We start from the raw sequence: 14,541 nt of genomic DNA, 5'->3' as shown, positions 1-14,541 counted from the left end.
TCAAGTGCGCGCATCCTAATCACAATAATGGCCATTAGCAAGCATCCGATTAAACAATAAAACGGCGTTTTCTCCATTGCATGTAGGAGAAAACCTTGTATGTGACAGGGGATTCCCTGACGTCGGTTTTGACCCCTCCACCTTCGACGCGCAACCCCCGAAACCATTGAGCCAGAGCGGCTCATCAACCCCTACTTATCATCACTGATGAATTCATATCCTGACGTTGAAGCCAGCATGACAAAAATAAAAAATTCAGGCGTTTTCTGATAGTTACAGTCATCCGTGAACAAAGCGATGACTCACAAAAAGCATATTAAAAAATTCCTTCAAAACAATGGCACTCCTAAATGGAAATTTCGGACCGCGTTTCAGCCCCCTTCCTACATCAATTCTTTTTTTAGGATAAGCGTATGTTCGCCCCGATCAATGTTGCGCGCTTCACGTTATTGATCCCGTTTGTTTGCAACGATTTTAAAATGCTGACCTTTGGAGGTTATTGAAGCTATCAACACTTTTGGGGTCGACTCAGGATTGAATGTTCGGCTCTTGGCGGATGGCGGGGTGAAAAGAGCGCTGAATCATTTGCCAGCGCAGGAGATGGCGACGCATAACGCTGGGTACAGATCATTCCCACGCAACACGTGGGAATGATCAAAGCCCTACAGAAACTTAATCAAACATTCGGGCAAGGTACCGGTGCCCAATCGCCCAGGTCCGGGTTCTTGCACATGCTGTTGACCTGAGTGGTGCCTGCGCTGGCGACTTGCTTGCTTTCAGCCTGTTTGGCTTGTGCGGTCTGCAGGGTTTTCTCGGTGGTGACCGCTTCTTTCGGCACGGTTGGCAGCACCGGTTTTTTCGCCGGTTTCACCGCTTTCTTGCTCTTGGTCTGGGTCGGTGCCACGACCGGCGTGATGTCGGCGGTTGCTACAGTGACCACGTCAGTGCGCTGCACGCCTACTTGCTGCAGGTCTTTTTCGTAGGCCTGGGTGTAGTTGCTCAGGTCTTCACTGGCTTTACCGTTAACCGCGACGATCAGGTCGTTGGACTCTTTGAGGCCCGCGACGATTTCTGCCAGGCGCTTGCGGCCTTCGGTGTCGTTGACGGTCTTGGCCTTGCGGTCGGCGACCAGTTTGGTGAACGCGCCCTGGTAGCACTGTTGCGAAGCCTTGGCGTACGCGGTGCTGCGGTCGATGTCGGCGGCGCTTTTGTTGACATCGGAGGCGTAGGACGCGATGCGCTGGTTGTCATCGGCGATCTGCTTCTGGCGCTCGTTGTAGTAACCGACCGCGCCGCCCGCCAGGGCACCGCCTGCCGCGCCGATGGCGGCATTGCGGCCACGGTTCTCGGAATCGGTCAGGGCGCCCAACAGGGCACCGCCGACAGCGCCGACAGCCGCGCCGGTAACCACCGACTTGGTCATGTTCGAATCGGTGGCGCGCAGGTGCTGCACCGGCTCGTAGCAGTTCGGGTAGTACTCGACCTTGGTGCTCGAGGCGACCTTGGAAGTCGGTGACGTGGCGCAGCCAGTCAGTACAGTGCTGAAGCCGACGGCAATCAGCAGCAGATGACGCTTGGAAACCGAAGCAAAAGCTTTACGGGAGGAAAGCATAGTTGTGTTCTCTTTTAAGTTTGACCAGTTCAGCACGGCCCATCGCCGCCTGAGTCCCTTCCAAGCTCGCTGTACAACGAACGATCAAGACCGCTGAGCGTTCGATGCGAGCAATTCCTTCAATATCGCCGCCGGGTCGGCTCGTCGTTGCTGACGATAATCACCGACATGGCGAACGAATAACGTCGCGCGCGTCACCAGGCTCTTGCCCAGTACCGGCTTGCGCTCCAACTCTTCCTTGATACGTTGAAACTGCGCCTGGATCACGGCATCGGTGTAGCGCGTGCCGGTCGCCAGGTTGTCGATGTAGATCGCCACCGCACCGTCAAGCGCGCTGCGGCCGTTGTCGATGGCCACGGCGAACAGCTTGGCGCTGGCCTCGTCCTTGGCGTCCACGGCCTGCTGGCGACTCTTCTGCAAATTGGTCAGGCGAATGTTGTAGTTGTTGACGGTCTCGGCCACCAGAGCCGCCGACTGGATCAGGTTGCCAGCCGCTTCCTCGCGCTGCTGGGCGATCAGCGAGACGTTGCGCTTGAGCTCTTCGTTGACCAGCCCCAACTCGGCTTGCAGGCGCGGATCGACGCTGGCGGCAATGATGCTGTCCAGGCGTTTGGTCGGGTCCTGGGCGTCGTCGATGGCATCGGTCAGCGAAGCCAGCCGACCTTCTTTCTGCCATTGGGCAAACAGTTCCTTGTAGCGCGAACGGGGCGCCGACAACGCGCCAATCGCCACCCGGAAGCCGGTGGTTTCGTTGTTTTGCTCGGTGCCGTCGGCGGCGAACAGCGAGTACTCGCGGCGCATCCCAGTGAACAAGGTACCCTCGCCTTCCAGGTAATTGCCGCCCTTGACCACAAAGCCGCCGTAGGTGCCCTGGCGGCGTCCGGCGTGCACCAGCTGGAAGGACTCCTGGACCATCTCGGCGGCGTTGCCGATCACGTCGAACAGACCGATGGGGTTTGGCAGTTTGGTACCGATCGGCATCAACCGCGCGGCCTGACCGGTGCCGCCGGCGACCTGATTGAAGACCGCCCAGTCCGCCAGTGGCCCATCGCTTTCGCTGCCGTCCAGGCGCCGGGGAAACAGACGCCCTTCCAGGTCCTGACGGCTGACGCCCTGCCCGCCACGGGCAGCAAATTCCCATTCGACTTCGGTCGGCAAGCGCACAAAACCCAACCCGCCCTCTTCTGCCGAGGTGCCGCGACCGCTCACCGGCAGCAGGTCCTTGTGGTATTTCATCAGCCAGGCGCTGTACACCGCCGAAAAGCGTTCGGCCTCGAATCGCGACAGCTTCACCTTGGGCAAACGCCCGGCCATGCCTTGCGGCACCTGCGCTTGCAGTGCCTCGCAGGCCGGCGCCGGCTCGCCGCTGGCCAACGATTGCGCCTGTGCCATGACCTGCGCGTATTGGCGCGCGGTGACTTCGTATTTGCCGATGAAATAGAGCATCGGTTTGAGCGGAGTATTAGCGTCGGTCTTGGGCATCAACGGGGTGATGCTCTTGCTCCAGTCCTTGGGCAGATCTTTAAGGGTGAACTGGCCATTGATGAAGTCCCGGCGATAACCGGAAATGAACGACTGCTGATAACCGGCCTCATCTTCGCTGAACGGGTAGCCGAGACTGATCTCGCGGTCGTCCAGACTGCCCTGGGCCAGGATGTAGACGTAACGGAATACCATCTGCCCTTCGCACGGCAGCGGCAGGCTGACGTCATCGGGCAACGGCTTGGGGTTGTCCAGTTTGTCGGTGCCTTCATCGGCCCAGACCATACCAGCCAGGCTCAGCGCCATGGCGGCGCCCAGTAACTTATACATCTCGGATTCCTTCACACGCCTGGATACGCGCCACTCGCCAGCCACCACAGACCGCCGCCACGGCGCTGACGCCGAAGACTGCCGCCAGGGCCAACGCGTAGTGACGCGCCAGCAGATGGCTGGCGTACTCACCCGGCATCTGCACAAATAAATGGTTCAGGCCCGATTGAGCCAGGCCATACAGCCCGGCGCTCAACAGCGCGGCAAAGCCGGCGCTGTACAGGGCCTGTATCACCACAAACAACAGCAACGCCGCCGTGGAAAACCCCAGCAGACGCAACACCGATAACTCTCGGCGCTTGCGCTCGACCGCCGCCAGCGCGCCGGCAAAAATCGCCGCGAACGCTCCCGCCAAGGCCAATCCGGCGATGATCCAGAACACGATCGACAAGTTGCGGCTCAGCGATTGCACCTGGGCGATGGCCTGGGCCTGGGTCGAGACCAGCAGGTTCTGCGCAGCGAAGTACTGACGCAGCGGCTCGACATCCTTGAGGTTGCGGGCGTACAGGCGAAACGCCGGATACACCCGCTGCTCCGTCACGCCCACCGCATCGCCTGGCCAACCGAACGCCGGCACGGCGCGGCCATCCCGGTAATCTTCAGCCGCCTCCAGTAACGTCAACGGCGCGAACAATCCGTCCCGGGCGAAGGCTTCCAGCGGCAGAACCTGCAGCACCTGAACGCGAGCGCGCTGCGCCTCGCCACGACCGGCCACCTGCCGGCCAAAACTGGCCTGCAACCAATCACCGGCCTTGGCCCCGAGCTTTTCGGCGGCGGTCTGGCTGAGCAGCACCTGATCCAGCCCTTGGGGCACCGGCAGACTGCCGAGCAACGGATCGTTGGCGGCGGTGGGGATCATTTCCACCGTCACCGTCGAAGCGCCAGCGGTCATATCCGCCGTCGCGGCAATCTGCCGGGTGCGCGGCAAGGCGAACGACACGTCGCTGCGCTGGCTCAACTGTTCGATAAACGCGGCACTGAACCGGCCGCCACCCAAGGGGATGATCTCCCGGGTGGCCGGGTCGTTTTCCAGGCGCTCGGTCAAACTGCTGACCAGGCCGAATTTCAAACCGAACAGCACCAGCAGCGGCGCGATCACCGCCACCAGCGCCAATACCGAACAGGCCGACAGCCAGGCATCGTTGCGGTAATCCTGCCAGGCCAGGGAAGCCACTAGCGTGTTGCGCATCAGCAGGCCTCCCCGAGGGTGGCGGTAACACCGCCATCGACGTCGCGACGACAACTGATGCGCCGCACCTGCAAACCGCTGGCGCGGGCCAGTGACTCGTCGTGGGTGGCAACGACGCAGCACACGCTGTGTTCACGAGCCTGGGTCACCAGTAACTGCATCACGCGTTCCGCGTTCAGTGGATCGAGGGCAGCGGTCGGTTCATCGGCTAACAGCAGGCGCGGCCCATGGGCCAAGGCGCGAGCGCAACTCACCCGTTGCCGTTGGCCGACGGACAAGTCGCACGGTCTTTTGCCCAGTTGATCGGTGATATCCAACGCCCCGGCCAGACGATCCACGCTGCCGTCGTCTTTCAAACCGAGCAGTTGGCGCGACAGGTCGATGTTGCCGCGCACGTCCAGAAAATCCAGCAGGCCTCCGGTTTGCAGCACGTAGCCCAAATGCCGGCTGCGCAGGTCCGCCAAGGCACTTTGCGCATCAGCGCGCCACAGCCCGGCAATGTCCGTCGTGGTTTGGCCGGACGCAAAATCAAACTGCCCGGCCTGATCCGGAGCCAGCACCAGCGCCAGCAAATCGAGCAACGTGCTTTTGCCACAGCCACTGGGACCGACCACCGCCAGTTGTTCACCGGCACGCAGTTGCAGCCGTGGAATCACCAGGCTGTAGCGTTGGCTACTGACGCCTCGGCTTTTGTGCACTGCACTCATGTTCAGCATCACGGCAGCGTCGACAATGGAACGCGGTACAAGGCATCACCCGGCTCGGCATCGCCGAAACGCACCCAGTTGGCCAAGTCGTTGTGGAAGGTTTCGTAGAGACGGATCTTGGAATCCAACTCGTCGATAAAATCCTCCTGCTCGGCCACGCTCAGCGAAAGCCACAAATCCTGGGTCATGTTCAACGACTTGCTGCGATAAGGCAGTCCTTCCAGGTACTCCCCCAGAACCCCGCCATCGGCCAGATTGCCGCCCTTGCGCAAGGCCGAGGGATCGCGGCTCATGTAGGCACTGGCGCTGGCGATTTCCTGGAAGAAATTCTTCGGTGAGGTCTGGGTCTTGCGGGCGGCGTCGACGATCAGTTTCAGCGATTGCTGCAAGTCGTTGAGCTGCAGCTTGGTCAGCATCACGCACACCTGGAACGCCGGCAGGGCCGGGTTGGTCAGGTCTCGGTCGGCGGTCCAGGCGCTGACCAGTTGCGGCGCCTGGCTGGCGGCTTTTCGCCCCAGGAAGTCCATGTGCATCGCGTAGCCGACGGCCGCCGATTTGTCGGCCAGGCTCGGCGCAGCGCTCAGCAGCGGCACGGTTTGCGACTTGTTGCTGCGCACCTGATGCACCAGGTCGGCAAACACCGAACCGATCTCGTCCACCCGCTCACCGAACTTGCGCACATCGGCGCCAGGCACCGGGATGTACAGATCGCCGATCTGCGGGTTGGCGTCGGCGGTCAGGGTGCGATACTGGCTTTGCGCACCGCCATGGGTTTTCTTGCCGGCATCGCTGAGCAGGTGCAAAGCGTAGATTTTGATCTGTTTGCCCAATGCGGCCTGACGCACTTCGGCCTCGTTCATTTGCGTGGCGGCATACGGGTCGTTCTTGCGCAAGGCGCCGGCATCGGTGACCAACAGAATCAAGCGTCCGCCATAACCGGACCAGTCCATGCCCTCGACCGCTTCCATCACGCCGGCAAACGCATCTTCATTGAACGAATGGCTCGAGACCGTGGACGCCTTGACCTGCCGCGCCAGGTCCATGAAACGCTGTGGGTCGCGGCCCTGGTCCAGGGTGATCAAGGTTTTGGCGACGTATTCCAGGCCCGGGGTTTTCTGGATGCTGTTTCGAAACCCCACCAGACCAAAGCTGACACTGTCCTGCTCGCCGCGCTCGGCGATGCGGGTTTGCAGTTCGTGCACGACCTCGCGCACCTGATCGATGTAGGGCTGCATGGACACGGTGGTATCGACCACCAGTACCACGGCGGTGCGGAATGCGTCGGCGTTGGCGGTAGTGATTGGCGTGTTGCTGGCGGCAGCCTTCGGAGCATTACCGGGGTCGATGGACGCCACGTTCAGCAACTGCACGGGCTGGCCGTTTTCATCGAAGCTCTCGCGCGAATCGAAGATCGGCAACAGGTAGAACTGGTTTTGCGGCACCGCGCTGGCGGCCGGTTCCAGGGCCAGCACTTGCTGATTGTCTTCGCGGTTCTGCTGGGCCTTGAGCAACAGGTTTTTTGCAGCCGACGGATCGGCCAGCAGCCGCTCCACTTCGCCGGGCTGACGCAGGAACATCACCGGCGCACGGCCGGAGCGTTCGGTGAACTTGAGCACCAGGCTTTGCTTCCAGTCGCTGACTTGCTCGGCCGCCAACCAACCGTCACTGCGCCCGTCGGTAGCAGCGCCGACACGCAACCACGGGCTGCCGGCCACCTCTTGGCGCTGATAGACGTACAGCACGGAAAATGCCGGCAAGGCCTTGTCAGGTGTAGCCCCCGGTTCACTGGCGAGTTTCGCTCCCGGCTTGCTGAGCACCCGCTGGAACAAGGTTTTTTTGCCGGCCATCAGCAGCGGGCGCTGACTGTCATTGACTTCCGTCACCTCGGGAGGCTTTACGGGCGGCACGGGTGGCGCCACTGCCGGCGTCGTGTTGGCCGGTGGCACTGAAACAACCGGCGTCCTGGTGTCCGCGTCGACGCCACTGGACAGCCACCAATAACCCGCGCCGCCCAAGGCCAGCACCACGGCTACCCCGACAGCGGCGAGCGCGAACACCGGCCCCTTGCGCTGCTCCGAGACGGTGGACTGCGGTGTCGGCTTTCCAATCGGCGCAACAGGCTTGGCTGGAGGTTGTGGCTGCGCGGGGCCGGTCGGTATATCGATAGACACCGGCGTCAGTCCCGCCAGGTCATTGTTCACAGGAATGGGCAACGGCCGGATCGTGGTCGCTTCCACCGATTCCCCCGGCAGATTATCCAGCGCCTGCAACAACGCCTTTGCATCCGGGAAACGCTCGGCCGGATCCTTGGCCAACAGCTTGCGCAGCACCTCTTGATAACGGCCGTGGTGCACCGGCAGCTCCGGCAGCGGTTCGGTCAAATGCGCCAGGGCCGTAGAGAGCGCGTCGTTGCCGGTATACGGTAGTTTGCCGACGAGGATTTCGTAGAGCACCACGCCCAGGGCATAAAGATCGGCCCGGCCGTCAATGTCCTGGCCGCGCGCCTGTTCCGGACTCATGTAGCTGGGCGTGCCGACGGCGAAACCCGCTTGGGTGAACTGGGTGCGGTCGTCCAGCGACTTGGCGATGCCGAAGTCCGAGAGCACCGCTGTGCCATCGGCGCGGAACAGAATATTCGCCGGTTTGACGTCGCGATGAACCAGCCCCAGCCCATGGGCATAGCCCAGGGCCGAGGCGATCTGGCGGACGTAGATCAGGCCCTGCTCCGGCGTCAGGCCGGCGGCAATGCGCTCCTTGAGCGTGCCGTTGGGCAGGTATTCCATGGCCATGTAATACAGCTCACCGACATTGCCGATGTCATGGATGGTGACCGTATGCGGGTGAGACAAGCGCGCCAGGGTTTTGCCTTCACGCAGGAAGCGCTCGCAGAAACTCGGGTCGGCTGCCAGCGCGGCGGCCATGACCTTCAACGCCACCTTGCGCTCCAGCGAGCGCTGGGTCGCCAGGTAAACACTGGCCATGGCGCCTTCGCCGATTTCACCGTCGATGTCGTAGCCCGGGATCAGCATGTTTGCAGTGAGGTTCATGAAGGCACCTTCACGACAACGACAGTGATGTTGTCCGGACCGCCACGCATCAGGCCCAGGGACACCAAGCTGCTGGCGATTTCCCCAGGTTCGTCGTGGTCCAGCACCTCGCGGATCTCATGATCTTCAACGGTCTTGTTCAGCCCGTCGCTGCACAACAGGTAACTGTCGCCGGGCTTCAACAGCAACTCGACCATCGCCAGCTCCAGCTGTGCCTGGACCCCAATGGCGCGGGTGACAATATTGGATCGTGGGTGCACCCGCGCTTCGGCTTCACTGAGCAGGCCGCTGTCCTGCAGATCCTGGACGTAACTGTGGTCCCGCGAGAGGCGTTTGAGCCGGCCGTCACGCAGGCGATACAAGCGGCTGTCGCCCGCCCACAGGCACATCGCGCGCAAGTCACGCGCCGCCAGCAGCACCACCGTGCTGCCCATCATGGTCACACCGCGGTTGGCGGTTTCTTCACGCACGGCGGCGTTGACCCGCAGCAGGTCGGTTTTCAACGCCGCGACGTATTCATCCAGCGAACGGCCCACAGCAATGCTACGCAGACTGTCGACAATCAGACTGCTGACGTAGTCGCCCGCCGCGTGCCCGCCCATGCCATCGGCGACCACCCACAGGCCTTTTTGCGGCAGGTCCAGGCAAGCGTCTTCGTTAACCTGACGGACCATGCCGACATGGCTTTTGCTTGCAGACTTGAGGGCCCTTCCAACGCTTGAACACATCTACACAACACCTTCTTGGCCGAGCAAAAATTGTGCAAAATCAGCGGCGGCCGGCAGGCCCTGGCACCACAATAAACCGGGGGCGATGCGCTCCGAACCCTGCCCCCACCACACACTGGCCCCTTCGCAGGCCTGTTCGGCGAGGGCGATCATTCGCGCCTGCGGATCGGTGACATCAAAGCGGTGCAGGCCGGCAAAATGGCTGCTCGGGGTGCGTCGCAGATAAGCCGGACTGCCCAGCGCCTCCAGTCCTGCACCGAAGGCCTCGAAGCTTGCCTCCACGTTCAAGGTGCTCAACAGCAATTGCTCGACCTGTTCAAACCAGATATCCGAACCGCCTATCACCGACGCAGGATCAGCGTCGTGATCCAGCAGCACCGCAACGGTCAGCGGAAAATACCGGCCAACCCGATCAATGCTCGGCATCACCACCCCCACGGCGGCCTGCGGCCCACACACACCGGGCGCGACCATAAAGCGCCACAGCGGACTGACCAGATAGGCATTCAGCCAACGGTCGCCAAGGCTCTGGCTGGCGAGCAAACCCGCCGCCAGCCATGAATCCCAGGGGCCGATAAAACTCTGCGGCAAGCCACGGCTGACAAAATCCCCGCGACTGGCCAACTTTCCATAGAAGCCCGGCGTGCTCATAAACGCTCCGGCAGGCTGAAACCGCTGAGCACACGGCTCTTGAACGGGTTGAAGGCGCTGTTGGCCCGTAGCTCATAAGAGGCGCTGGCGCCATCGACCCGCAGCCGCAGGTTGAAGCGGTCCGGCGAGTTGCCGGCGGTCAGGTCCGATTGCTCGAGCAGGCGGAACCAGGCCCAGGGTCCGTCCAGGGTGATGCCGGACCGACCGCTGGCCGTGGGCGGCATGATCGAGATCCGCACCACGCCGATGCTGCCGGGGTTGGGCCATTGCATGGCGGTCGGGCGGCTTGGGCCGTGGTCATAGCTCAATTGCTGGCCGTCGAGGTCGAGCAAAAACTGGGTGATGGTGGTATCCATGGCCACGGGCTTGAGTTCGAAGCGCACCATCGGCTGGGTACCGCCGGAACGGAAAAACGCATCCCGGATGGTCGCTGCCCGCTGGAAGGTTTGCAGCACGCCCGGGGCGATGCCGAGCTTCTGCGCGGCACCCGGTTGCCAGCGCCAGGCCTGGGTCGAGGTATCCACATAGGGCTGCAGGTATTTGCGGAAGTAGTTGTCCATCACCCCGCCCACGCCGAAGAACTGACCGAAGTCATCCAGGGTCGCGTCCCGCGCACTGCCCGGCGACATCGGATAACGCCCGGCCAGGGACTGGCGATAGATGTTCACCACTTCGCTGGTCCAGGCCGCGTTCAGTTGATTGCGTACTCCACCCATCATGCTGTTGGTGGTGGAATTGACCACCGACTTGACCAGGCCCTGCACCAACGCCGGTTGACGCTCGGCGTTGAGGCTGACCCGCGTCGCCGCCGCTGCGGCCTGGTTCTTGGCTTCGCCAAGCAAGGCGTCGCCGCTGGCACCGACCATGGCGCTGACCTGCACATACAGGGCGTTCATGTCGGCCAGCAGGCCGTCGATGGCTGCCGGCTCGCCTTCGTTCTTGCTGACGATGCGGTTGAGCTCGGCAAAATGCGCGGTGATTGGATCGTCACTGGCCTCAGGTGTGTTTTGCATCGCCTGCTCCTGGCCGAGCAAGGTGCCCAGGCGCTCTTTGAGCTTGTCGACCCCGCCTTCCACCGGCGCGCCCTTGGCGGCCAGCAGGCGTTCTTCCTGTTGCAGGTCGGTTTCCTTCGCCACCGCCACCAGCAGTTTTTTCAACGGCGAAGTCGGCCCGGAAATCACCCGTAGCACATCGGCGGCCTGGGCCACGCTGGTGATCGGCACGAAGTCGATATCAGCCAGCAAGGCGTCCCACTGGCGCTGGTAATCCTGGAAATACAGACGACGCACGTCGGCGGCCAGGCTGGCGACGTTCTGTTGCTCAGCCTGGTCATGACCGAGCACCCACTGCTCCTCGGCCAAGGTGCCGGTCTGGTTCAGGCTGGTGAGCAAAAACCCTTGGCGGTAACCCTTGGCCGTGAAGAAGCCACTCAAGGGGTCGCCCAGCGGCTTGCCGCTCTTGCGGCTGAACACCAGCGCAGCATCGCGCCCGGCCGCTTCGTTGAGACGAAAGTCCGGGATGCCGTCCGGCAGTTTCTGCCGCTTGACCCGGTCATAGACACGCTGGGCCACTGGCAGCTGTTGCAATTGCCGGCGCAAATCGTCGATCAGGCGCGGGTCGAGACGCGCGGTGGGCGGATGGCGCTCGAACAGCGCCTGCAAGTGCTCCCCGAGGGCTACGCGCTGCTCGGCCGGCAAGTCGCGCGGCAGGCTGCGGTCCCAGTCCAGGGCGATCCACGCCTTGATGAAATCAGCATCGTAATGCTCGCTGTCGGCGAGCATCAGGTAGGCCTTCAAGCCTTCGTAAAGGAAGTCCGAATTGCCGCCGCCGTGCAGTTGCTCCTCGATACGCGTGAGCAAGCGTGGCGCGAAGACGGCGATCAACAGCTTGCGATAGACGCTGGCCGACTCGGCTTCAAGCATGTCGCCCTGATACAGGCCAAGGCCTTCAGCCCAGTTCGGCGCGTCACCGGCCAAATGTTTCACCGCGGTGAGCAATGGCAGTACAGCGAGCACGTCCCGCTGTGCCGGGCTGAGGTTCTGCACCGTCTGGCCCAGGGGCGCGACTTTCTGATCGACTTGCGCGATATACGCCTGGTTGGCGCGGTAGCTGACCCACCACAAGGTCCCGACCACCAGCACCAAGGCTACGGTCGAAGCCAGCACGCCCTGGGCGAGCCACTTGCGTCGACGTTCGACTTTCGGGTTGACCCCCACCAGCCCACGCTCGGCAAAGGCCACGGCGGTGAAGAGTTTTTCGATGAAGTAACTGCGCCCGGTGCCGTTCTGGCGCACCAGGTGCTGACGGTCCAGGTTCATGCTCTGGGCCATGGAGCCGATCAGCCGGTCAATCGGACTGCCTTCCTGGGTGCCGCTGGTGAAATACACCCCGCGCAACAGCACCCGCTCTTCAAAGGCGTTGGGTTTGAACACGCCCTCAAGGAAGCTTTGCAGGCAATCCTTCAACGCGCCGAACTGCTGTGGAAAACCGTAGATCAGATCGCGTCGCGCCGGGTCGCGTTCCTGCTGCAAGCGCTCCACCAGCCGATCGTTCAGGCGTTGCTCCAGGCCGGCGAATTCGCTTTGCAGATGGGCCAGCGGGCTGTCATTGCTTTTGCCGTCATCCAGAGCGAAGGTCATGCCCCAGACCTGGGCTCGCTCTTCCTTGCTCAGGGTGTCGAAATACTCCATGAACCCGGGCACCAGATCGAGCTTGGTCAGCATCAGGTAGATCGGGAAGCGCACGCCCAGTTGGGTGTACAGCTCCTGAATGCGCAGGCGTATCGCAGCGGCATGGGCGGCGCGTTCGGCGTCGCTGCCCAGCAACAGGTCGGAGAGGCTGATGGCGATAAATGCGCCGTCGATCGGGCGACGGGCCCGCTGTTTTTTCAACAGACCCAGAAAGCCCAGCCATGCGGCCTTGTCGACCGTCGCGTCGCTGTCCTGAGTGGTGTAGCGGCCTGCGGTGTCGAGCAGCACAGCCTGGTCGGTAAACCACCAATCACAATTGCGCGTACCGCCGACGCCGCGCACCGCACCGGCGCCCAACTGCGCCGCCAATGGAAAGTGCAGCCCGGAGTTGACCAGCGCCGTGGTCTTGCCCGAACCCGGTGGGCCGATGATCACGTACCACGGGAGTTCGTAGAGATTGCGGCGCTCGTCGCCGCCCAGCTTGGCTTTCTTCAACAGCGCCAGGGCTTCGTCCATGCGCTGGCGCAGGGTTTCGAGCTCTTCGGCTGTAGCGATGCTGGTCGGGTCCGGCGGGGTTTGCGCCGCCAGGCTGCGCATGACTTCGGCGGCCTGACGGCGGGCCTGAATGATGCGAAACACCCGATAGGCGATCCACACCGCGAACACCAGAATGATCAGCGCCCAGCGCCGGCCTTCGGGCACCAGGAGTTCAAGCAGCGGCCCGACAAACCAGATGATCAGGCTCAGGGCGATCAGCCCCAGCAACGGAATGACCCAGCGAGTCATAAAACTGAAAAACGCCTTCACTCGACCCCCTCCGCCAACACTGTGATTTCGACCCGACGATTGCGTGCGCGGCCCTCGGTTGTAGCGTTCGAGGCCAACGGTTCGGTGTCGCTGCGGCCTTCGGCGCTGAAGCGCTCGGGCTGGCCGGTCTTGGCCGAAAGGATTTGCAGCACCGAAGTGGCTCGCGCCTCGGACAAGGCCCAGTTCGATGGAAACCTGAGGGTGGCAATCGGGCGATTGTCACTGTGGCCGGTCACCCGGACCTGGCCCTTGACCTTGCGAATGGCATCGGCGATGCGCAGCATCAGCGGCTGGAAATTGTCGACGATGCTGGCGCTGCCCGAGGCAAACAGCTCATCGCCACGGATGGTCACCACTGAACGGTCGACGGCATCTTCCACAGCTACCCGGCCGGCCTTGATTTCATCGGCGAGGAAACCGGCCAGGCGTGGCCGCTCGACCAGTTTCGGCTGCACCACCGGACGATCGATGGCCTGCACCGGGATCTCGCCCAGTGCATGGATGTTTTTAAACACCGGCTCGGCATCGGCGGCCAGTTTCAGACGCAGGCCGAACAGCAGCGCCAGCAGCAACGCCACACCGATGGCCATGGCGATCCATGGCGGCATGAATTGCGCCAGCCGGTCGCGCGCCACGGTAACGCCGCGCCAATGGGGCGACAGTTCACGCTCATATTCGCCACGGGCGCTGCGGATGACCGCACTGGTGCGCTCACGCAAGGCCTCCAGTTGGCTGCGACCATCATTCATGACCCGATAGCGCCCTTCGAACCCCAGGCACATGCACAGGTACAACAGCTCCAACAGATACAAACGTTCGCGGGGGCTTTGCAGGCAATGTTCCAGCAGCTGGAACACTTTTTCGCCACCCCAGGCTTCGTTGTGCACAGTGATCAGCAGGCTCTGCTTGCCCCAGTCGCCGGTGCCACCCCATGGCGTACTCAACACCGCCTCATCCAGGGCGGTGCACAAGGCGTAGCGGGCCAGCAACACATCGTTGCGCACCACGCCGGCGGCCTCGGCGCGCTCCTCGAACTGGCGCAGGTAGGCCAGCAGTTGCGCCCGCAGGCTTGCCGGTGCCGGGTGGGCAATGGTGTTGCGCAAGCGGGTCAGCAACGCCAGCAGCGGACCCGCGGCGCTCTCCAGAGGGTTGAGACCTTCGGCTTTGCCGGTCAACACCGGCGCGGCCGGCATCGATAATGGCGCGGGCTGGGCGCGACCCGGATCCGGGCGGATCGGGTCGGCGCCACGGCCACCGGGTGTCGGCATGAACTGGGTACGATCGTCATTGTTCATCGC

General features: G+C 62.6%; 9 protein-coding genes. All 9 read right to left on the bottom strand.

Annotation, left to right across the window (positions count from 1 at the left end):
* Positions 1-676 precede the first annotated feature (676 nt).
* Positions 677-1,612: a type VI secretion system-associated lipoprotein TagQ gene (gene tagQ / locus J3D54_RS08890; protein ID WP_253417568.1), complete on the bottom strand. Its 936-nt coding sequence runs from the start codon at positions 1,610-1,612 to the stop codon at positions 677-679.
* An 84-nt stretch (positions 1,613-1,696) separates the two neighbouring features.
* On the bottom strand, positions 1,697-3,424 hold the full coding sequence (locus J3D54_RS08885) for an SUMF1/EgtB/PvdO family nonheme iron enzyme (protein WP_253417567.1): 1,728 nt from the start codon (positions 3,422-3,424) through the stop codon (positions 1,697-1,699).
* Positions 3,417-4,613 carry an ABC transporter permease gene (locus tag J3D54_RS08880; protein ID WP_253417566.1) on the bottom strand — a complete coding sequence of 399 codons (1,197 nt, stop codon included), beginning with the start codon at positions 4,611-4,613 and terminating at the stop codon, positions 3,417-3,419. The genes J3D54_RS08885 and J3D54_RS08880 overlap by 8 nt, the downstream gene beginning before the upstream one ends.
* A complete protein-coding gene (locus J3D54_RS08875) occupies positions 4,613-5,329 on the bottom strand; it encodes an ABC transporter ATP-binding protein (RefSeq protein WP_253417565.1) in 717 nt (238 codons plus the stop codon). The genes J3D54_RS08880 and J3D54_RS08875 overlap by 1 nt, the downstream gene beginning before the upstream one ends.
* Positions 5,329-8,367, bottom strand: coding sequence for a serine/threonine-protein kinase (locus tag J3D54_RS08870; protein WP_253417564.1), 3,039 nt, complete (start codon positions 8,365-8,367; stop codon positions 5,329-5,331). The genes J3D54_RS08875 and J3D54_RS08870 overlap by 1 nt, the downstream gene beginning before the upstream one ends.
* A complete protein-coding gene (locus J3D54_RS08865; protein WP_253417563.1) occupies positions 8,364-9,095 on the bottom strand; it encodes a PP2C family serine/threonine-protein phosphatase in 732 nt (243 codons plus the stop codon). Before J3D54_RS08865 ends, J3D54_RS08870 begins: the two co-directional genes overlap by 4 nt.
* On the bottom strand, positions 9,096-9,746 hold the full coding sequence (gene tagF / locus J3D54_RS08860; protein WP_253417562.1) for a type VI secretion system-associated protein TagF: 651 nt from the start codon (positions 9,744-9,746) through the stop codon (positions 9,096-9,098).
* Entirely contained in the window at positions 9,743-13,243 is a 3,501-nt protein-coding gene (gene tssM, locus J3D54_RS08855) for a type VI secretion system membrane subunit TssM (protein ID WP_253417561.1), read from the bottom strand. The genes tagF and tssM overlap by 4 nt, the downstream gene beginning before the upstream one ends.
* On the bottom strand, positions 13,240-14,538 hold the full coding sequence (locus tag J3D54_RS08850; RefSeq protein WP_253417560.1) for a DotU family type VI secretion system protein: 1,299 nt from the start codon (positions 14,536-14,538) through the stop codon (positions 13,240-13,242). Before J3D54_RS08850 ends, tssM begins: the two co-directional genes overlap by 4 nt.
* Positions 14,539-14,541 lie beyond the last annotated feature (3 nt).

It is taken from the genome of Pseudomonas sp. GGS8 (assembly GCF_024168645.1).
Taxonomy (GTDB): Bacteria; Pseudomonadota; Gammaproteobacteria; order Pseudomonadales; family Pseudomonadaceae; genus Aquipseudomonas.
This window is presented reverse-complemented; position numbering and strand designations above follow the sequence as displayed.